Genomic DNA, 19,999 nt, shown 5'->3' with positions numbered 1-19,999 from the left:
TGCAGTGCCGACCGGCAGGGTGAAGTGGTACGACGTCGAAAAGGGCTTCGGCTTCCTTTCCCAGGACGAGGGTGAGGATGTCTATGTCCGTTCGTCCGCGCTGCCCGAAGGCGTCGACGGGCTCAAGCCCGGTCAGCGTGTCGAATTCGGCATGGCCGCCGGTCGCCGTGGCCCACAGGCGCTGAGTCTGAAGGTGCTCGAATCGCCGCCCTCGGTCCGTCAGGGCCACGAGCGTGATCGCGGTGCGCACAAGGAACCGGTCGCGCGCAAGCACACCCCAGACGAGCTGCACGGGATGGTCGAGGACATGATCACCTTGCTCGAGGCCAAGGTGCAGCCGGACCTGCGCAAAGGTAGGTACCCGGATCGCAAGACCGCGCAGCGCATTTCGGAAGTGGTGCGGGCGGTCGCGCGCGAACTCGATCACTGACGTTCGCGGATAACGAATTACGCGCGCTGCCCGGCTTACCGGGCAGCGCGCGAATCGTTTTCAGGCCGACCCTTTCGAGCGACCTGCAAGCAGTCGCTACGACGAGGTGCTGATCGACCAGGCCGCATGCGGGACGTAGAACTCGCGGCCCGTCTCATCGCGCGCGAGGATCGGCAGCTGCAATTCGATACCGACGAGCCGCAATTCGGGCTCCGGCTTCGAATCGATGGTGACGGCGAGTGCGCCCTCGGGATAGTCGTTGCGACTCACCACCCGGTCCACCTTCTCGCCGGTGGGCATGGCGTAGACCAGCTGCGCCAGCCAGGGCGCGTCGGCGATCTTCTTCGGCAGTGACAGCTGCAGCGGGTATCCGGCGGGGACGTCCAGGGTGACGGTCTCGCCGTACTTGCAGTCCTCCATTTTCACTGTGCAGTACAGGAATGGGGACACCGTGACGGTCTTGCCGTGGGCGTATGCGGTGACGGTCGGGTCGGGGTGGTCCGCGTTGCGGACGAACACCGTCAACACGCCGACGAACGCGACGGTGAACACCAGTAGGGCCGCCACGCATAGCGCGACGACGGTGCGGGTACTGAGCTTGCTCACGACTGCGCCTCGCTGGCGCTCGGCTCCATCGCGAGCAAAGCTGCTGTGTCTTTGGTTCGTTCGCTGCGCTCACTCACAGATCGGGTCTCCTGTGCCTCGTTGCATGTGCTTAGTGTCGCTACCGCGCTCCTTGCCGCGTTGAGCGGCTCGGTCGGCGTCGGCGTGTCGGTTTGTCGCGACCGCCTGCTCGGCATGTTCGGGGCGGTGGCCACCGAGGCCGGGCAGCAGGGAGTGGCCGCGGTCGCTGATGAAGGTCTGCAGCAGCCCGAACAGCAGGACCGCGGAGATGAACGCGAAACCCTGCCAATAGGTGGTCGGCATCAGCACGCCCGCCGCGCCGCCGAGGACCCAGCTGAGCTGCAGTACGGTCTCGGACCGGCCGAAGCCGGACGCGATCGATTCCGGCGGCAGATCGTCCTGGATGGAGGCGTCCAGCGATACCTTCGCCAGCGCGCTCGCACCTGCCGCGACCAGGGTGGCCAATGCGGCGCCGAGCAGATTGTCGAGGAAGACCGCGAGCAGGGCGACCACGCAGCAGGCCGCGGTGCAGCCCAGCACGATCAGTGACGGCTTGCCGAGTTTGATCCGGGCGCCGGTCGCGTTGCCGACGAAATTGCCGATCGCCGCGGCCACGCCGACCACGCCGAGCATGGCGGCCTGCTGCCAGCCGCCGTGTTCGGTCGCCTTGGCGACGAAGGCCACATAGAATGTCAGGAAGCCGGTCAAGATGCGAATGGCGCCATTGCCCCACAGTCCGGTCACGACCGCGCGGCCCAGCGGCTGCCTGCGCTTGCGCGGCGGAACCGTGGCTTCGGTTGCCGGACTGAACACTTCGGTTTTCGCGTGATAACTGAGGGTCGCCGGAACCTCGCCCTCGGTAACCTCGACCCAACGCGGGATGCGCAGGCTCAGAAAAGTTCCGGCGATCGCGATCGCGGTGGCCAGCACCAGTGCGCCATTGGAGCCGGCGATCGCGGCGGCGAGTGCGGCGACCGCGCCCGCGCCGATGGTGCCGCCGACCAGACCGAACACGGTGAGCCGAGAGTTGGTGCGCACCAAGTCGATTTCGGGTGGCAGCACGCGCGGCGTCACCGCGCTCTTGAGCACCGAGAACGATTTACTGCCGATCATCATGCACAGGGCGAGTGGATACAGCGCCCAGCTGTCGAAGGCGATGATCAGCACCACCGCGACCACTACGCGCAGGGCGAAGGAGGTGGCGAGTGCGAGGCGGCGGCCGCGCTGTAGTCGGTCCAGCATCGGTCCGACGAGCGGGGCGATCACCGCGAACGGGGCAATGGTGATCAATAGATACAGCGCGACTTTGGTTTTGCTCTCCGCGGTCGCGCTGGCGAAGAACAGTGTGTTGGCCAGGGCCACCGCGATCGCGGCGTCCAAGGCGAAGTTCGCCATGGTGGCGTAGGTCAGCGCGGTGAGGCCGGATTTGTCGGCGCCGTCGGCTTTGGCGGCGCGCTGGAAGGTGGCGACGCCGCGGGAGGTGAGCTCACGGCCGCGCATTGCGGCGACCCGGGTGACCGTCAGCTTGCGTGGAACGCGCTGCGGCTCGGCCGGAATTTCGGGTTCCGGCGGCGGATCTGCCGGTTTCGTGGATCCGCCGGGCAGCGGCTTGGTCGGCGGTGGTTCGCGGCGTTGCGGTGGTGGTTCAGGTGGCAGCGGCGGAAGCGGGGACCGACGGAGCGGGGTGTGGGGTGGCGGGTAGCGGTCGTAACCGGGGTGACGCTGGATCGGTGGGGACTCCTCGCCATCCCACGGACCACGGTCGGAACCGGAGGGATCGCGGGGAGTAGTCACAACCTCAATTCTGTCGTACATCGGCGACTTGGGTTCAATTGCCGCTCCAAGCCGTCCGGAAAAGTGAGCTCAGTCCGGTACGAATCGGACCTCGAAGATGGTCGGCCAGTATTTGCCGGTGATCAGAAAGCGGTCCGTGCCAGGCAGTTGCGCGATGCCGTTGAGCACATCGGTGCGCGCGCGCACGGTCGCGGGCAGCAGTCCGTTCGCCTCGATGACCGCGAGGACACGCCCGGTTTCGGGATCGATGTGCAGGATCTCGTCGGTTGGATAGGAATTGGCGTATACGGAACCGTCGGCGGCGCAATCGAGTTCGTTGAGGTGGGCACGGTTTCGGGTGGTGAGGGTTACCGTGCCGGTCGCGGCGAAGGTGAGCGGATCGCGGAAGGTGAGGGTGTCGGTGCCGTTGCTCATCACCAATTTGCCCGCGCGGGTGCACAGCCCCCAGCCCTCGCCGTCGTAGGACGCCCTGGCACGTTCGGCCAATGTCGCCGGATCTCGGGCGATCGCGACCCGGTCCTTCCAGGTGAGCTGCCAGAGGGTGTCACCGGCTTTGGTGACACCCTCGCCGAAGTAGGGCACGGGCAGTTCGACTCTGGTCAGTTCGTCGCCGGTCGTCAGATCGGTGGTGCGCACGCCCGACGCGCCCGGCATGCCGGTGGCTTCGTAGAGCACGGTGCCGTCGACCTCCAGACCCTCGGTAAACGCGCGTGGATCGTGCGGACGGGTGCCGACCACCTCGATATGCAGTCGCGGCGGATCGTCGTCTGAGCCGCCACACCCGGTGATTCCGAGCAGGCTGACCAGGACAACGACGGCCAACGAACGCCGATTGCGTTCCATACGGCAAAATGTAGGCCGTGAGCGCAGTATCTGTTTCGCAGTCCGGCGTGCGGCCGATCCTTGCCGGTGCCGTCGACGTGGCCCGTCGTGCGCTCCTGGAGCTGGAGCCGACCGGTGTCGGCGCGCATATCGGTGTCACCGGCGAGGACGAGGCCGCGGCAACGCACCGGTTCGAGGCCACCCTGCCCGGTTACCGCGGCTGGCAGTGGGCGGTCGTGGTGGCGGCCCCGCCGGACGCGCAGTACGCGACGGTGAGCGAATCGGCGCTGCTGCCCGGTCCGGACGCGCTGGTCGCACCCGATTTCGTCCCGTGGGAGCAGCGCATCCGCCCCGGCGATCTGGCGCCCGGCGACTTGCTCGCCCCGCCCGCTGGTGATCCCCGGCTGGTGCCCGGCTACGTCGCGAGCGGCGATCCGGCCGTCGACGAAGTCGCGCTGGAAATCGGCCTGGGCCGCACCAAGGTGCTCAGCCGGGAGGGCCGCGAAGAAGCCGCCGAACGCTGGTACTCCGAATTCGGCCCCGAAACCGATATGGCCAAGGCCGCCCCCTCCACCTGCGGCCGCTGCGGCTTCTACCTCCCCCTGGCCGGCGCCCTCCGCTCCGCCTTCGGCGTCTGCGGCAACGCCATGGGCGCCGACGGCCACGTAGTCCACGCCGAATACGGCTGCGGCGCGCACTCCGACGTGGAAGGCCCTACCGGCGGCGGATCGCCGCTGTACGAGGCGTATGACGACGCGGCGTTCGATGTGATCCCGGTGGAGGCGTTGCGCAAGCCCGCGACCGAAGCCGCTCCGGATGCGGTGACCACCGAGGGTGAGTCTTCCACCGCGCCGGGCATCAGTGATGCTGGGATTGCGGCCGAACCGGCCACGGTCGAGCCGAGCGATCGTGCCGCATCCGATACTGCGACCCAGCCGAGCGAGGCGGGGGCCGGCGATGTTGCGACCAGCTCAGTGGAGTCGGCTGCCATCTCGTCGGATGATGTTGCGGCTGAGCCGAATGCGTCGGTTGCGCACGATGTCTCGATGCCTGGCGCGGACAGCGAGGCCGATGCTGAGGCCGCCGAAGATCTGACAAGTGAGGCCGCTGAGCCGACTTCGGCCGAGCCCGGCGTTGGTACGTCGAGTGATGTCGCGGCGGAGCCGCCCAGCGCGGCGGAGCCGACTGCTCTCCCGTCGGATGATGTTGCGGCTGAGCCGAATGCTGCGGTCGATTTCTCCGCGGGTGGTGTGGACAGCGAGCCCAGTACGGAGGCTGCTGAAAGTCTGACGGGCGATGTCGTTGAGTCGACCGTCGAGCCAGGCGTTGGTGCGTCGAGTGATGTTGCGGCCGAGTCGCCCAGCGCTGTCGAATCGAGTGCTGTCGCCGCGTCGGATGATGTTGCGGTTGAGCCGAATACGGCCGCCGCACACGATGCCTCCGCGCCGAGCGGGGTCAGCGAGCCCAGTGACGCTGCTGTAGATCTGACAGCTGACTCGCTGACTGAGTCCGATTCGGCGGTCGTCGAGGATGCTGCGGCACCGAGTGTCGGCACCGAGGCAGGTGATGCGGCTGCCGCAACTCGGACTGCTGCGATTGCTGAGCCGATCTCCTTGGAGCACGGCGCTGCTGCGTCGCGTTTCGGCAGCCAGTCGCCCAGCGCGGTCGAGTCGGACGCCGGTGCAGCGGGCGCTGACAACGAGGCGGCCAGCGCAGGCAGTGCGAGTGCGGACGTCGATGGCGGCGTTGCTCACGCTGACGGAGAGTCTGCGGGTGCTGATGGCACGGCTGTCGACTCTGTCGGTGGGGATGCGGACATCGACGGCAGCGCTGCTGACGCTCGCAGTGAGACCAGGGGCGTTGATGACGAGGACGCCGATGTTGGCAGTGCGAGTGCGGACATCGGCGGTGGCGTTGCTCACGCTGACGGAGAGTCTGCGGGTGGCACGGCTGTCGACTCTGTCGGTGGGGATGCGGACATCGACGGCGGCGTTACCCACGCTGACAGCGAGACTGCCGGCGCTGAGCGCGAGGGCACCGGCGCTGACAGTGCGAGTGCAGACTCCGATGGCGGGGCTACCGGAACTGATGGCGGGGCCTCTGCTGTTGGTGGCGAGGCGGCCGATGCTGACGGCGCTGTGGCCGACGATGACGGTGGGCGCGCAGATGCTGACGGCGGGGTCGCGGGTGCCGATGACGAGGCTGCTGACAGTGAGGGTGGGAGTGGGCCCGGGGCTGCGGCTCGGCCGGAGTTCGGGTCATCGCTGCAGGGGTGAGCGCGGTATCGGCGGCGGATCCGTTCGGGACGTCGGGGCTGCGGGCGGGGGTTCTTGCGGCTTGGCGTGATTCGCCTACTCGGCTGCGGGAGGATGCGGCAACCGAGGCGGACCTGGTGCGGGCGGGGTATCGGGATCGGCTGCTGACCGAATTGGCGCAGAATGCCGCGGATGCGGCGGCCAAGGCCGGTGTCGCGGGCCGGGTGGTGGTGCGTCTCGTTGACGGCGCCGTGCACATTTCGAATACCGGTGCACCGCTGGATCTTTCGGGCGTGCACGCGCTGACCGCGCTGCGTGCATCCGGCAAGGCGGATCCGGCCGCGAGCGTCGGCCGCTTCGGTGTCGGCTTCACCGCCGTACGCACGGTAAGCGAAGAGATCGAGGTCCGATCGACCACCGGCTCCATACGGTTCTCCCACGAACTCACCTGGAAAGCCCTGCGCGACAGCGCGATCACCGTCCCCGACCCGGCCGAAACCTTCACCCCACCCGTCCTCCGCCTGGCCTGGCCGACCGACGCCACCCCGCCACCAGACGCAGACACCGAGATCGTTCTGCGCCTGCGCCCCGATATCGACCCACAATCCCTACTCGCCGCAATGCGCGCCGAAGCCGTCGACCTCCTCCTGGAACTGCCCGCCCTACAGAGCATCGGAATCGGCGACGACGAGATCACCAGCACGGTCACCGATCTGCCCAACCAGCACCGCGAGCACGAAGATTCCCACCTCGCGCACGCGGGCCTGATCGGGCCGCACGACACCCACGACGCCGAATTCGGCGGCACCGATGTAGATCTGAGCACCGGCCGATCCGCAGGGCTCGGGCTCAGGGAACTGCGCATCGATGGCCCGGGATCGGAACGACGGGTTTGGTGGGAGTACCGGACTGCCCGGGCGCGCTGGTTGCTGCCGCTGCGGGATGGCAGGCCGGTGTCCGCTGCGCATGACGTGCTGCGCGCACCCACGCGATCCGACGAGGAGCTGTCGCTACCAGCTCTCCTGATAGCCGACGTACCGATGCAGCCGGACCGCCGCCGCGTTCTCCCGGGTGCTCGCCTTGCCGAATTCGCGCAGGGTTATGCCGATTTCGCCCGCGCACTCCCGCCGCGCGATCGCCTCGTCCTGGTTCCCGCCCCGGGCTTCGCGCGCAGCGAGGTCGACGGCATCCTGCGCGAGGCCCTGATCCGCGAACTGCAGTCCCACCCCTGGCTCCCGGTCGTCGCAACCCGTTCGGAAGCCTCTGGCGAAACAACCGTGCAGTCGGCCTCGGCCGGTACCCGATCAGCCGTTGCGGACCAAGCCTTTTCGGTACGTACGGCCGTTGAGAGCGATGCCGAGCACAATGGTCCGCTCGGCACTGACGACTGGACCGTTGCAGACCTTCCCGGCGACTCGCGATCGTCCGCGCCCCGGACAAGACATGCAGTACCCACGCGAGCGAGCGTATTCACCGGCCTGAGTTCGGAATTGGCCGACCTGCTCGATGACATCGTCGGACCACTGGTAGTACCCGAGTTGTCAGGGCGCGCTCATAGCGAGGCTCTGGGTGTGCTGGATGTGCACAGACTGGGACTTGCTCGGCTGGCGGAACTTTCGGCCGGGCTCGAGCGGTCCCCGAAGTGGTGGCATTCGTTGTACGTCGCGTTGGAGCCATACGTTGTCGATCCGTTGGCCGCTGAAGAGCTCGGCGCGCTCGCGGTACCGCTGGCGGACGGCAGACTGGTAACCGGTCCGCGCACAGTAGTTCTGGATGACCAGCTCGAGGTCGCCATACCGGTGCACTGGGCGCGTCTGGTGCATCCCGAGGCAGTACATCCACTACTCGCGCGACTCGGCGCACGTTCGGCCACTGCCGAGGATCTGTTGAGCGATCCCGGATTACGCGCGGAACTGGAGGACCAGCCGGGCGATCCCGACACCGCCGATGCCGTGCTGCGGCTCGCCGCACATGCCGATCCGTCGGGACTCCCGTCTTGGCTCGGCCTCCTCGAATTACCCGACACTACTGGGGAATTGCTCCCCGCCGACGAATTGCTGCTACCCGACGCACCGCTGAGCACATTGCTGGTGCCGGATTCGCCGTTCGGCACTGTCGCAACGGATCTGGTGGACCGCTACGGTGCCGAGGCGCTACGTGCGGTGGGCGTCGGCTGGGATTTCAGCATTGTCGTCGAAACCGATCCCACCGGCCCGGACCACCACCTGGACGATGAGGAGCGCTGGTGGTCGGGCCTGCCCGAGGATCCGCCGGAACTGGCCGCCGTGCGCGACCTGGACCTCGTCGACGAGTCCTGCTGGCCAGAGGCGTTGCGGCAGTTGGCATCCACTCCGCGCACCCGCGAACTGCTCACCGATCCCGATGGCTACACGGCCTGGTGGTTACGCAGACACGCGCACATCAATGGCATTGCGCTCGGCTTGCTCCGCCACCGGGCCGATACCGAATTCGCCGGTCTACTCCCTGAATTCGAACTTTCCGACCTGGACCCCGACGCCGTGCGCGCGGTCTTGGCGAACCCGAATGCCATCACCCAAGAACTGGCCGACGCGCTGCTCGACGCACTCGCCGACCCATCGAAAACCCCTACACCCGAGGTGGTTTCCCGAACCCACGCCCGCCTCGCCGCCAACGTGGATCATCTCGACCTGACCGAACTCGAGCTCCCCGAGCGCGTGCGCGCCCTGTCCTCGGCAGTCGTCGACCCCAACGACGCCTGGGTGCTCGACCAGCCGTGGTTCGGCCTCGCCGTTCCCGCGGATCACCTGGTAGCAGGCGATACCGGCACGGCACCCGCCCTCGCGACCTTGCTCGATCTCCCCATGGTCTCCGATGTGATCACCGCCGAGGTGACGAGCCAGGGCCGCCACACCACCTGGTCCGCCGAACCGCTGGGAATCGTTCTCCGCCAACTGTTCACCCTGCCCGATGAACAAGGCGACCTGGTGCTCCACGACGATCTCCAGATCCGCCTACGCGGTGCCCTGGAAGCCACCGTCTGCGTCCCCTGGTGGCGCGACGGCACAACCACTCACATCCGAACCCCGCACCACCCGGCCTGACTGCGGCTACGCAGCCGACTTACACCGCGTAGTTCGTAACCATCTCGCTGAGCAGATCCAGTTGCCCGCGCACACTTTCGCTGTCGTTGTCGACCAACCAGCGCAGCACGACACCGTCGATCACATTCAAGGTGAAGCGGCTCAGCGTCGGCACCGGCACGGACCACCGGCAACCGGTGGCATCGCGGGCATGGTCGAGGATGTCGGCGACCGTGGTGTCGTTGAATGCGTACTGTTCGCGCGCTATCGCGAGTTTCGCGGGAGTCGATTCCCCTTCGCGTAGCGCATATGTCGTGGTTTCGTATGTGAGCAGTTGTCGTTCCGGTGTGGCTTCAATGTTGAGCCACATCAGTTCGAGTCCGGCGCGCACCAATTTTTGAAGCGCTTCTTTTCCACTTCCGACGTCTTGCCAAACTGTTTCGTTGGCATCGACGGAATCGCGTAATTCCATCGACAACGCCTTGACCAGCTCGGTCATCAGCGCGTCCTTGTTTTCGAAACAGTAATGCACCACACCGAGCGAAACACCAGCTGCCTGAGCGACATCGCGCGTGGTCACGCCCGCGACGCCCTTTTTCTCGGCAAGGCCGATGGCTGCCTCGATAAGGTGGGCCCGTCGTTCTTCGACGCTCAATCGGGAGGACACCCAAGGGAGTTAAGTCCGCAACTCCGCCACAGTCAATTCGCAGGGCCGAAAATCTCGACTGGACGATTGTCCAGTTGTGTGGTTCGCTTCAGCACGGGATCGAAGGGAGACGCGTATGCCGGTGTCACGCAGAACGGTGCTGGCCCGAACCGCGGCGGGTTCGGCCGCGTTGGCGGCGGCCACGGTGCCAGGTGTGACCGCGGCGCTCGGCGCACCAAGTCCCGAATCGGCCGGCTACCTCATCGGACTCGGGCTTTCCGATATCACCGGCCCGGCGGCCGAATGCGGAATGATGGGCTATTCACAGTTCGAGCAGCAGACGGCGGGCATCCATCTGCGCCCGCGCGCTCGCGCATTCATCATCGACAGTGGTGCGCGTCGAATCGTGTTCGCAGTAGCGGAGAACGGCATGATTTTCCAGTCCGTGCATCGCGGCGTCATGCTCGAACTCGCCCGCCGCTTCGGTGATCTGTACACCGAACAGAACGTCACGCTCACCTCGACGCATTCGCATGCGACCTGTGGCGGCTCCAGCAACGATTACGCGTACAACCTGTCGATTCTGGGTTTTCAACAACAGGTATACGACGCCGAGGTGAACGGCATTGTGGAGGCGATCGCCGCCGCGCACGCCGATCTCGGACCGGGCACACTTTCGCTGGGTCGCGCCGAACTGCACGACGCGAGCGTCAACCGATCACGAGTTGCCTTCGAACGCAATCCGGATGCGGATAAACAGCACTTCTCGAATGCCATCGACCCGGCGGTCACCGCACTGTCTTTCGTCAAGGGTGGCAAACAAGTCGGCGCAATCACCTGGTTCGCCACGCACAACACGTCGATGACCAACCAGAACCGACTGATCAGCGCGGATAACAAGGGTTACGCCTCGTTCTCGTATGAACACACCGAGCACGGCGTTCGCTATCTCGATGGCCCGGCCGATTTCGTCGCCGCATTCGCGCAGACCAACGCGGGGGATATGTCCCCGAATCTCGATCTGCAACCCGGCTCGGGACCGACCGAGAACGAGTTCGACAACACCCGCATCATCGGCGAGCGTCAGTACCGTGCGTCGAAAACCGCGTTGTCGGGCGCACAGTCCATCAGCGGTCCGGTCGATTCGATGCTCTGTTATATCGACCTGGCCGATACCGCCGTCGACGGCAGATTCACACCCGACGGCCAACCGCGCCACACCGCGCCCGCCGCCGCGGGCGTCTCGCTCATCGCGGGCAGCGTCGAGGATGGTCCCGGCCTGCCGGGTATCCCGATCCCCGAGGGTGTGCGCAATCCGTTCATCGATGCGCTCGGCGATCCGCGTCAGCCCGCACCGTCCTGGCTGGCGGATGCGCAGGCGCCCAAGGCGATCATCGTGCCGCTCGGACTGTTGCCGCCGGTGCCGTGGGTGCCGAATGTGGTGCCGATCCAGATTGTTCGGATCGGTGAGCTCTACTTGGCCTGCGGCGGTGGGGAATTCACCATCGTCGCCGGACTGCGCATCCGCCGAGCTGTTGCCGCCGCGCTCGGCGTTCCGCTGGAGCAGGTGCTGATGCAGGGCTACGCGAACGCGTACCACGAATACGTCACCACTCCGGAGGAATACGACTCCCAGCAGTACGAGGGCGGCTCAACCCTGTTCGGACGCTATACATTGCCCGCCTACCAGCAGGAGTTCACCCGTCTGGCAACGGCTTTCGTCGCCCGTCGGCAGGTCCCGCGCGGACCGGCGCCGCACGACATTTCCAACCTGCAGCCGAACTTCCAACCCGCACCCGGCCCGGACACCACACCGTCGGGTCGTGGATTCGGTGATGTCCTGACCCAGCCCGCCGCCTCGTACGCGTCCGGTACCCAGGCCGCCGCCGAATTCGTTTCCGCCCACCCGAAACACAACCCCCGCCGCAACGGCACCTTCCTGGAAGTGCAGCGCCGCAACGCATCCGGCGACTGGGTCCGCGTCGCCAACGAGGGCGAATGGGCCGTCCGCTTCTATTGGAGCAAGCGAGGACCAGCCGCATCCGTAGCCCGCTTCACCTGGGACATCCCGACGGACGCGACCCCAGGCACCTACCGCATGCAACACTTCGCGGACAGTCTGAGCCCCGACGGCACCCTGCACCCCTTCACCGGTATCACCAACGAGTTCGAAGTGAGCTGAGGCCGGCGGTCAAAGTCCGGTTTGCGCGCCTTTGTCGCCGCGGCGGGCGCCCCGGCGCTGGATCGCGAAGATCGTGTAGCCGAGCAGGCCGACGGCCATACCCATCAGACACACCGGGCGGGCGGATTCCCAGCGGTCGCTGGTCCACACGACGACGGTGGCGATCAGCCAGAGGGCGCTGCCGACCGCGAGGACCGGCCGTGGATCGGTGAAGCGCGGCGGGATCTGCGGGACATTCTGAGGCACAGTCACAGCGTAGCTGCGGGAAGAGGCGGTCACCGGCCAGCGTGTCCCGTATCGTTCTGCACTGTGACCACGCCATCGGATGTTCGAGCTCTCGCCGGCGAGCTGTCGCTCGCGGTGGTGCGCTTGACGCGACATCTGCGGGGGCGGCGCGCCGACGCGCAGATTTCGCTGACGCAGCTCTCCGCACTCGCCACCCTGCATCGAGAAGGGGCGATGACGCCGGGCGCGTTGGCCGCCAAGGAGCGCGTACAGCCGCCTTCGATGACGCGCGTGATCGCCTCGCTCTCCGATCTGGAATTGGTGGAGCGCAAGCCGCATCCGACCGATGGCCGCCAGATCATCGTGTCGCTCTCGGATGCGGGTCGCGCACTGATCGCCGACGAAACCAGCGCCCGCGAGGCCTGGATGACCGAACAGCTCTCAACCCTCACCGACGAACAACTGGTCGTGCTGACGCGCGCCGTCGGCATCATGAAGCAACTCGTCGACGAGTCGGAGTAACCGAACCCATCCCAGGTCCTGGTTGCTAACGAGGTACGTAACCACCCCGGGCGTATTGGGCACCGAATGGCTGGTCGCTGTCCACGATTTCGCGGCCGAGGGGGAACAGGGAGATCGGGATCAGTTTGAGGTTCGCCCAGCCGAAGGGGATGCCGATGATCGAGATGAACAGCGGGATGCTGGTGAGCAGGTGGCCGAGCGCCAGCCACCAACCGGCGACGATGATCCAGATGATGTTGCCGATCATCGATCCGACACCCGCGGAGGGCTTTTCGACCGTGGTGCGTCCGAACGGCCAGAGCACATAGGTCGCGATCCGGAATGAAGCGATACCCCACGGGATCGTGATGATCAGAACGCAGCAGATGACGCCCGCGACAATGTAGCCGAGCGCCATCCAGAACCCCACGATAACGAGCCACAGGATATTGAGTACCAGCTGAATCGGCTTCATAAATCCAGCATGCCAGCCCACCTCGCCTCCGACATCACTCCGGAGTACGAGGTCGGCTCAGGGATATCCCCGATCAGCGGAACCAGCGCCCTGACCGGTCGCCTCGGCGCAGCACCGCGGGTCACTGCCGCTCAGAATTGCTCGGTTCGGCAAACGCAGGCCGTCTCAGGCCTCGAGGCAGTCCGGCTCGTAGAAAAGCCCCGAAATCGCGGCTGGTGGACCCGAGCCCGGCTCACAGATTCAGCTCGACCCGAGAGCCAGTCGTGCGGGCGAAGACGACCCAGCTCCGCGGCTGCAGACCGGCTGCGCGACCAACCCGATCCAGCGGGGACCGGGCTGGCCCGACAGAGACAGCCCAGCTCAGAAGAACCAGCCGAGTACCGCGTCTCGTTCCGCGCCGAATGCTTCGTCGAGGGCGCGTAGCTGTGCGGCGTCCTTGGCCTGCAGGCGGTTGGCGGCTGCGAAGACGCGGGCCGGGTAGGCGCCGAGGTACATGGAGGCCAGGACGTCGATGCCGAGTTCGAAGTCGGGTGGGCGGGTGGTGGGTGTGCATTCGGCGATGCCGTCGCGCACCGTGAGCGCGAAGGTGCCGCCCGCGTTGCGGAACGGATCCTGCACTGCGAGAACGATATCGAGGTCGAGCAGGTATGAGCGAGCGGCCAGCGCCGCGGGAACATCCATGAGCCGCAACCACAAATCGTCGAAGCGCGCCTTCGTGCGCACCAGTCGGAGATCGGTGAGCAGATACGGCAGCGGATCGTTGTCGGTGATCGCCGCCTCGACGTGAGTGCACAGCTCCAGCCCGAATAGTGCCCGCCACAACGCGATTTGCGCTTCCGGGGTTACCGCGCGCATCTCCTCTACCACCGCGGACTTGCCTTGTTCGCGACGGTGGTAGCGATACAGCACATAACCGTCCGGGTGCAGGAATGCGAAGAGCTCGGTGCCGCCGTCGCGGAACGCGGGCGAATCGGAGAGGTCCATCTGCCAGCGGGCCTCGGGACGCGCCTGCGCACCGGGAACCAGACGCCGCCAGCGGTCGTAGATCGCGCGGAGCTGCTCGCCCGCATCGGCCATGGTGCTGAGCACCACGCCGCCCGGATCGGGTGCGGACGGCAGGAAGTCGACGAACCGCCGGTCGATCGAGACCGCGTTCTGCCGAATCGTCGGCCCGTACCCGAACCGGCCGTAGATGGCGCCCTGACTCGCGGTGAAGATGGTCAGCGGGAGCCCGGCCGCCTCGGTGCGCTGATGCTGCTCGGTGTAGATGGCCCGCAGAATCCCGCGCCGCCGGTGTGTCGGCGCGACCCCGACCCCGGCGATTCCACAGGCCTCGACCGTGCGCTCCCCGGGCACTGTCAGCGTCATCCGAGTGGACCTGGCATGTCCGACGACGCGCCCGTTTTCGATCGCGACGATCGCTTCCTCGGTCGGAAAGACCTGCGCCCGCAATTCCGCATACTCCGGTTCGCTGCGCATCCCGAACGAGGTGTCGCCGAGCAACTGAATGGCCGCCACGTCATCCTCGGTGGCCGACCGAATGGTGATGCCGGGTATCAGCGTCATCCCTCGACCATCGCACGCCCCCCGACCCGCCCGCACCCGAATTACCGCCACTTCGCTCGGATCGACGCCCAAAACCCGCACCCGAACAAAAGTGGTGGACCGCTGCTCGAGCCGGCCCGATCGTCTGAGTGGGCTGCATGATCGGAGCCGATTCACTGGTCCACCGACCGTGACTATCACCGCGGAAGGACGAATTTCTCGCGCCGAGCTTGCGGAGCGCGCCCTTTCCCGCCTTGCACCTCGAGTTGCTCGCGTTCGCCGTGTCGGTGGTGGCCGTGGTGCGGGTTCCCCGCGTAACCGGTGGATTCCTGGAACCGGGACCGTGGATCGCCGCGGCGCTTCCACCTGCACATTCACGCGGAATGCGCCGGGGAGCCGCGACGCCTGGTTTTCCGGGGCTTTCGTCGACGCTTTCCGCGCGGCGCGGTCATCACTGTCCGGACCGGACTCGCAAATCAGCCGATCTAGCTCTAGTCGACCCGGGGCTCGCTTTCAGTTCATGCTCTGACCACGCGCCCGCAGCCGGAGATGTCGACACTGGAGGTCATTCTGGTCTCGGAGATCTCGGCGACGGGTGTCGGCCGATGATGGATCCGATTGTGGCCGGGCGGGGTTGGCGCGGCAGGATGATGTCGTGGCTGATGTGATCGATATCGACGATCCCGCTGATCCGCGGGTCGATGACTTTCGCGATCTGAAGTCGGCGGATCGGCGGCCGGATCTGCCGGGGCGCAAAGGGTTGGTGATCGCGGAGGGGGTGGTGGTCGTCCAGCGGATGTTGGATTCGCGGTTTCGGCCGAGTGCGCTGCTCGGAGTGGAGAAGCGGCGGGTGGAACTCGCGCAGGATCTGTCGCGGATCGATGTGCCGTATTACCGGGCGAGTGCCGAGGTGATGGCGGAGGTGGTCGGGTTCCATCTCAATCGCGGGGTGCTCGCGGTGGCGCGCAGGCCCGCGGAGTTGACCGTGGACGACGTCATCGAGCGGGCCCGCACGGTCGCGGTGTTGGAGGGCGTGAACGATCACGAGAATCTCGGCTCGATGTTCCGGAATGCGGCCGGACTGGGCGTCGAGGCGATTCTGTTCGGCGATCGGTGCGCCGATCCGCTGTATCGGCGTGCGGTGCGGGTGTCGATGGGGCATGTGCTGCGGGTGCCGTTCGCGCAACTGCCGAAGTGGCCGGAGGGGCTGAATGTGTTGCGGAGCAAGGGATTCCAGATCATCGCGCTCACCCCGAACCCGGCCGCGGTGAATTTGGCGACGGCGATGACGGGGGAGCGCGTGGCGCTGCTGCTCGGCGCGGAGGGCCCCGGATTGACCGAGGAAGCCATGTGCGCCACCGACATTCGAGCCCGCATCCCGATGTCACCCGGCACGGATTCGCTCAATGTGGCGACCGCGGCCGCCATGGCGTTCTATGAACGGGTGAGGACGTCGTGAGTTACTTCCCGAACGGGGCGTACCGGCCCTACCAGCCGTACCAGGATCCGACACCGTGGGCCGCCGGACTCACCGTCGCGACCATGGTCGCACTGCTGACGGCCGTCGCGGTGTACGCATTCGGCTCGGCGCTGGCGGACGTCCATCCGCTGCTCGCGATCCTGGTCAATCTGGTCGCGGTCGGCGGCGCCGCACCCACCGCCTGGCGCTGGCGCCTGGCACCGGTGACCCGGTGGGTCATCGGTGGCGGCACCGCCGGTGTGTTGCTCGGCTGGTTGGTCCTGATCATCGGCGGCCTGTCGGGTTAGTAGCCCCCTTACGAGACGCGATCCTTGCCGCGCAGCCAGTCGAGCAGACCTCGTCTCGGTTTCGTGTCGCCGTTGTGCTCTCCCAGTGGGATCAGGTCGGCGGGGTCGGGTGCTTGGCCCTTGGGGTAGAGGGTGAATCCGCAGACCGCGATATCGCCTGGTACCAGTGCGCCTGCGGGGGCCGGGGCGCGGTAGTGGAAGCCGAGCCATTCGTTATTGGCGGCGTCGGCGAAATCGGGCGGGTCGAAGGGGAGGGTTTGCGGGTCGGGCAGTTCCCCGGCCTGCCACCGCACCGGATGATCACCGGCCCAATACGAACGCTCCCACACCAGCGGGAGGCCCTCGTCCTCCAGGATGTTCACCCGCGTCGAGCTGAACGAGCGCCGGAATTCGCCACGCTCCCAATGCGCGAACGCGCCCCAGCCGCGATGCGCGTCGAACGAGATCAGATAGGTGTGCTCCGAGGCGAGCGGGCGAACCAGCAATTCCGCCAGCGCCGTCGGATGCGCACGCGCGGCCTGTGCCGAGCACACCACCGTGACCCCGGGATAGCAGCCGATGTACACCTCGTCGGCATCCGGTCCGGCGCAACCGCCCAGCGTGCCGACCATGATCGGCATGACATCGTGGTCCGTGTGCAGCTGTTTCGCCAGCGCGAGCGCGGCTTCGGGGTCCGGATCGTGGTTCGCGCGGAGTACCGCCAACGGATCCTGTGCGTCGACGTACCAGAGAGACGAAGCCTTGGACAGCATTTCCGGCACCTCCCGATGGTTGCACCAAACAGCTCCGCAAACTTTGAGCAACCCACGGCGCCCTCTAGCAACTCCCGCTACCGTGAACCGCCCGACGTCGACTTATCAAGTCGACGACACCCCGAAAAATCTACCCGCACTCCCGCGCCAACGTCGGCCCTTCCGTACTCGAACACGCCAACAGGCCTCAGAAATTCGCAGCAAATCAAGATCAGGTGGAAACTATGGCGGCATCGCCCGAGAAGTCCCCGCCACCATGTCCACCTGATCTTGGTCGGGGGGGGTGAGCGCCCGCCACTGGGTCGAAAGTCAGGCTGTGTCCGAAGCGCGTCCGGACGCCACGGCTGTCCGCACGCGAGAGAGAAATGCATCGCTCCCCGGAGGGGCGCTGCCTGCGTCCGAAACCCCTTACGCAGGAACGAAACTCAGTGCCCCGAGCTGCGCACCCCGAGCAACACGTCCTCCCAGGACGGCATCGGAGCCTTTCCCCGCTTGCTCCGAGCTGCCTTAGCAGGCGCCTTCTTCGCAGCTTCCTCCGAAGCAGCGGGCTTGGCGGCAGGCTTCGCGGTCTTGGCCGGGGCAGCAGCGGGCGCGGCCGGGGCGGTGCCCGCACCAGCCGGAGCACCACCGGCGGCCGGAGCCGTATTCGTCCCGGCGGTGACCGCAGCGGAACCGCTCGCGGCCGGAATGGCATTCGTGCTCGCGGCGGCCGGAATCGCGGCTGCCGCACCACCCGCGCTGACCGGCGTACTGCTACCACCGGCCGCGACGGATCGCTGCTCGTAGTACTCGTCCAACGTCGGCTGGGTCCGGGCCGCCGGACGCGCCGGTGCCGCCGCGGCCTCGCGCGCCGGACGCGACTCGGCCGGACGCGGTTCCACCGGCCGGGTCTCTACCGGCGGTTCGGGCGCCGGCGGCGCCTCGATTTCCGCCTGCGGCGGCAGGATGGTGGCGAGCCCGCGTAGGGCACGGCCGAAGTCTGGATCGATCAGGTCCGAGGCCGGATCGTCGAGCGGGGAAACCGAGCCGCCGTGCGCGTCGGGCTGGTAGCGCCAATGCGCGGCGATCTCGGAACGGCCGTTCTGCCACTGCAATTGCGCGACCCAGAAGCCCTTTTCGTCCTTCCAGGCATCCCACTCGGCATTATCGAGTGTGTGCCCGCGCTCGGTGAACGCGGCGGTGACGATATCGATGAGGATTTCCACGGCCGGACCGTCGGCGCGCACCGGATGCGCCTTCTGCGCGAGTTCGGCGGCGCGGGCCCGCTCCAGCAGCACCGGATAGGCGAATCGCTCCACGCGACTCAGCGGCATACCGGATTCTTCGGTGACCTGTTCAACGGATGCCCCGGCACGGATACGAGCTTGAATATCGCGGGGACGCATAGTTGCTTCCATCTCGATCTCAATCTGGCCGAATCGGGCAAGGTCTCCGCGTGCTGCGGCTCGAAGCTTGTCGTCGGCGGGCAGCCGGTACTTGGTGCCGGTCTCGGTGTCGATGCACACGATGTGCGTGGAGTCGGGCGTCACCCCGATCACTCGAAGTTCACGCACCGTTACCTCCTTATCGCGTCGGCTCGCGACACCGCCCACTTTCCGAAACAGTAGTGCACTACTGATGATCTCGAGGCAAGACACGCGGGGCGGAAATCTGCGAAAGACCCTCCGCGCCCCGCTAATCTGCTCTATTCAACTCGCTGCGCTACAAGTTATAGCGTGTCGAAAGTGGGCGTGTCGCTATGACCGAGCTCGATTTACCCCAGCTTTTCGACAACCCAGTCGATGCTACGCGTCAGCTGCGAAACATCCTCGGGGTCGATGGCGGGGAACATGCCGACGCGCAACTGGTTGCGGCCGAGCTTGCGGTAGGGCTCGGTGTCCACGATTCCGTTGGCGCGCAGCACCTTGGCGACGGCGGCCGCGTCGACCGAGTCGGCGAAGTCGATGGTGCCGACGACCTGTGAGCGGTGCGCCGGATCCGTGACGTACGGGGTGGCGAAGGAGCTCGACTCGGCCCAGGAATACAGCCGCGACGACGAATCCAGCGTCCGCTTGACCGCCCAGTCCAGCCCGCCGTTGCCGTTGATCCACTCGATCTGGTCGGCGAACAGCAGCAGGGTGCCGAGTGCGGGGGTGTTGTAGGTCTGATCCTTGCTGCTGTTGTCGATCGCGATCGGCAGCGAAAGGAATTCCGGGGTCCAGCGACCCGAGGCCTTGATCTCCTCGACCCGGGCCAGTGCGGCCGGGCTCATCAGCGCGACCCACAGACCACCGTCGGAGGCGAAGCACTTCTGCGGTGCGAAGTAGTAGACATCGGCGTCGGTGATGTTGACCGGCAGACCGCCTGCACCGGAGGTGGCGTCGATGGCGATCAGCGCGTTCTCCGAACCCGCCGGACGCTGCACCGGGATCGAAACACCGGTGGAGGTTTCGTTGTGCGCCCAGCCGATGAGGTCGGCCGACGGGTCCGAAACCGGCTCGGGCGCACTGCCCGGCTCCGCCGAGACCACGATCGGATCGCCGATGAACGGGTTGCCCTTGGCCACCGCGGCGAACTTCGAGCTGAACTCACCGTTGGTCAGGTGCAGCGAGCGCTCGCGGATCAGACCGAAGGCGGCGGCATCCCAGAACGCCGTGGTGCCACCGTTACCCAGCACCACCTCGTAGCCGTCGGGCAGCGCGAACAGTTCGCGCAGGCCGCTGCGCACGCGTGCGACCACATCCTTGACCGGCTTCTGCCGGTGACTGGTTCCGAACACCGAGGCGCCGACGGATACCAGAGACTGCAACTGCTCCGGGCGCACCTTGGAGGGGCCACAGCCGAACCGTCCGTCGGCGGGCTTGAGATCGTCGGGAATGATCGGGAACTCAGCGGTCATGGCCAACAGGGTAGACGGTGGTAATGCTGTGACTCTGACCA

17 protein-coding genes are annotated in these 19,999 nt (G+C 66.6%); 7 read left to right on the top strand and 10 right to left on the bottom strand.

The window, feature by feature from the left end; genetic code table 11:
- Positions 1-4: 4 nt before the first annotated feature.
- On the top strand, positions 5-430 hold the full coding sequence (locus tag ACZ60G_RS17155; protein WP_465811155.1) for a cold-shock protein: 426 nt from the start codon (positions 5-7) through the stop codon (positions 428-430).
- A gap of 96 nt (positions 431-526) precedes the next feature.
- On the opposite strand, the gene ACZ60G_RS17150 is transcribed toward ACZ60G_RS17155, so the two are convergent.
- The 3 genes from ACZ60G_RS17150 to ACZ60G_RS17140 all read right to left on the bottom strand — a co-directional run bounded on the left by ACZ60G_RS17150 (position 527) and on the right by ACZ60G_RS17140 (position 3,691).
- Complete coding sequence (locus ACZ60G_RS17150; RefSeq protein WP_465811062.1) at positions 527-1,036, bottom strand: DUF2771 domain-containing protein; 510 nt, start codon at positions 1,034-1,036, stop codon at positions 527-529.
- 69 nt (positions 1,037-1,105) lie between these two features.
- Entirely contained in the window at positions 1,106-2,848 is a 1,743-nt protein-coding gene (locus ACZ60G_RS17145) for an MFS transporter (protein ID WP_465811061.1), read from the bottom strand.
- Positions 2,849-2,917: 69 nt separating this feature from the next.
- Positions 2,918-3,691, bottom strand: a complete 774-nt coding sequence (locus ACZ60G_RS17140; protein ID WP_465811060.1) for a glutaminyl-peptide cyclotransferase — start codon at positions 3,689-3,691, stop codon at positions 2,918-2,920.
- A 17-nt stretch (positions 3,692-3,708) separates the two neighbouring features.
- On the opposite strand from ACZ60G_RS17140, the gene ACZ60G_RS17135 reads away from it, so the two are divergent.
- Both ACZ60G_RS17135 and ACZ60G_RS17130 read left to right on the top strand, forming a co-directional pair.
- Positions 3,709-5,946, top strand: a complete 2,238-nt coding sequence (locus tag ACZ60G_RS17135; RefSeq protein WP_465811059.1) for a DUF3027 domain-containing protein — start codon at positions 3,709-3,711, stop codon at positions 5,944-5,946.
- Positions 5,943-9,008: a sacsin N-terminal ATP-binding-like domain-containing protein gene (locus ACZ60G_RS17130; protein ID WP_465811058.1), complete on the top strand. Its 3,066-nt coding sequence runs from the start codon at positions 5,943-5,945 to the stop codon at positions 9,006-9,008. Before ACZ60G_RS17135 ends, ACZ60G_RS17130 begins: the two co-directional genes overlap by 4 nt.
- A 19-nt stretch (positions 9,009-9,027) precedes the next feature.
- Here ACZ60G_RS17130 and ACZ60G_RS17125 read toward each other — a convergent pair whose 3' ends face one another.
- Complete coding sequence (locus ACZ60G_RS17125; RefSeq protein ID WP_465811057.1) at positions 9,028-9,642, bottom strand: TetR/AcrR family transcriptional regulator; 615 nt, start codon at positions 9,640-9,642, stop codon at positions 9,028-9,030.
- Between the two features lie 127 nt (positions 9,643-9,769).
- On the opposite strand from ACZ60G_RS17125, the gene ACZ60G_RS17120 reads away from it, so the two are divergent.
- Positions 9,770-11,815 carry a neutral/alkaline ceramidase gene (locus ACZ60G_RS17120; protein WP_465811056.1) on the top strand — a complete coding sequence of 682 codons (2,046 nt, stop codon included), beginning with the start codon at positions 9,770-9,772 and terminating at the stop codon, positions 11,813-11,815.
- Positions 11,816-11,824: 9 nt separating this feature from the next.
- Here the strand turns inward: ACZ60G_RS17120 and ACZ60G_RS17115 are convergent, their stop codons facing one another.
- A complete protein-coding gene (locus ACZ60G_RS17115; protein WP_245721380.1) occupies positions 11,825-12,061 on the bottom strand; it encodes a DUF2530 domain-containing protein in 237 nt (78 codons plus the stop codon).
- Positions 12,062-12,124: 63 nt separating this feature from the next.
- On the opposite strand from ACZ60G_RS17115, the gene ACZ60G_RS17110 reads away from it, so the two are divergent.
- Positions 12,125-12,562, top strand: a complete 438-nt coding sequence (locus ACZ60G_RS17110; RefSeq protein WP_465811055.1) for a MarR family winged helix-turn-helix transcriptional regulator — start codon at positions 12,125-12,127, stop codon at positions 12,560-12,562.
- 25 nt (positions 12,563-12,587) lie between these two features.
- Here ACZ60G_RS17110 and ACZ60G_RS17105 read toward each other — a convergent pair whose 3' ends face one another.
- On the bottom strand, positions 12,588-13,016 hold the full coding sequence (locus ACZ60G_RS17105; RefSeq protein WP_465811054.1) for a YccF domain-containing protein: 429 nt from the start codon (positions 13,014-13,016) through the stop codon (positions 12,588-12,590).
- Between the two features lie 360 nt (positions 13,017-13,376).
- Positions 13,377-14,582, bottom strand: coding sequence for a GNAT family N-acetyltransferase (locus ACZ60G_RS17100; protein ID WP_465811053.1), 1,206 nt, complete (start codon positions 14,580-14,582; stop codon positions 13,377-13,379).
- A 634-nt stretch (positions 14,583-15,216) separates the two neighbouring features.
- On the opposite strand from ACZ60G_RS17100, the gene ACZ60G_RS17095 reads away from it, so the two are divergent.
- Together ACZ60G_RS17095 and ACZ60G_RS17090 are read left to right on the top strand one after the other, a co-directional pair.
- On the top strand, positions 15,217-16,020 hold the full coding sequence (locus ACZ60G_RS17095) for a TrmH family RNA methyltransferase (protein ID WP_465811052.1): 804 nt from the start codon (positions 15,217-15,219) through the stop codon (positions 16,018-16,020).
- A complete protein-coding gene (locus tag ACZ60G_RS17090) occupies positions 16,017-16,328 on the top strand; it encodes a DUF2537 domain-containing protein (protein ID WP_465811051.1) in 312 nt (103 codons plus the stop codon). The genes ACZ60G_RS17095 and ACZ60G_RS17090 overlap by 4 nt, the downstream gene beginning before the upstream one ends.
- Positions 16,329-16,336: 8 nt before the next feature.
- On the opposite strand, the gene ACZ60G_RS17085 is transcribed toward ACZ60G_RS17090, so the two are convergent.
- The 3 genes from ACZ60G_RS17085 to serC form a co-directional block, all read right to left on the bottom strand.
- Entirely contained in the window at positions 16,337-17,080 is a 744-nt protein-coding gene (locus tag ACZ60G_RS17085) for a DUF6928 family protein (RefSeq protein WP_465811050.1), read from the bottom strand.
- Between the two features lie 425 nt (positions 17,081-17,505).
- On the bottom strand, positions 17,506-18,633 hold the full coding sequence (gene sepH, locus ACZ60G_RS17080) for a septation protein SepH (RefSeq protein ID WP_465811049.1): 1,128 nt from the start codon (positions 18,631-18,633) through the stop codon (positions 17,506-17,508).
- 200 nt (positions 18,634-18,833) lie between these two features.
- Positions 18,834-19,958, bottom strand: a complete 1,125-nt coding sequence (gene serC / locus ACZ60G_RS17075) for a phosphoserine transaminase (RefSeq protein WP_465811048.1) — start codon at positions 19,956-19,958, stop codon at positions 18,834-18,836.
- Positions 19,959-19,999 lie beyond the last annotated feature (41 nt).

This window comes from Nocardia sp. NPDC102475 (assembly GCF_055584605.1).
This window is presented reverse-complemented; position numbering and strand designations above follow the sequence as displayed.

What these genes read in the sequence shown, in the direction of transcription:
- ACZ60G_RS17140 (WP_465811060.1), bottom strand. Translation starts at nt 3,691, where the DNA reads ATGGAACGCAATCGGCGTTCGTTGGCCGTCGTTGTCCTGGTCAGCCTG.
- ACZ60G_RS17120 (WP_465811056.1), top strand. Translation starts at nt 9,770, where the DNA reads ATGCCGGTGTCACGCAGAACGGTGCTGGCCCGAACCGCGGCGGGTTCG.
- ACZ60G_RS17105 (WP_465811054.1), bottom strand. Translation starts at nt 13,016, where the DNA reads ATGAAGCCGATTCAGCTGGTACTCAATATCCTGTGGCTCGTTATCGTG.
- ACZ60G_RS17100 (WP_465811053.1), bottom strand. Translation starts at nt 14,582, where the DNA reads ATGACGCTGATACCCGGCATCACCATTCGGTCGGCCACCGAGGATGAC.
- ACZ60G_RS17085 (WP_465811050.1), bottom strand. Translation starts at nt 17,080, where the DNA reads ATGCTGTCCAAGGCTTCGTCTCTCTGGTACGTCGACGCACAGGATCCG.
- serC (WP_465811048.1), bottom strand. Translation starts at nt 19,958, where the DNA reads ATGACCGCTGAGTTCCCGATCATTCCCGACGATCTCAAGCCCGCCGAC.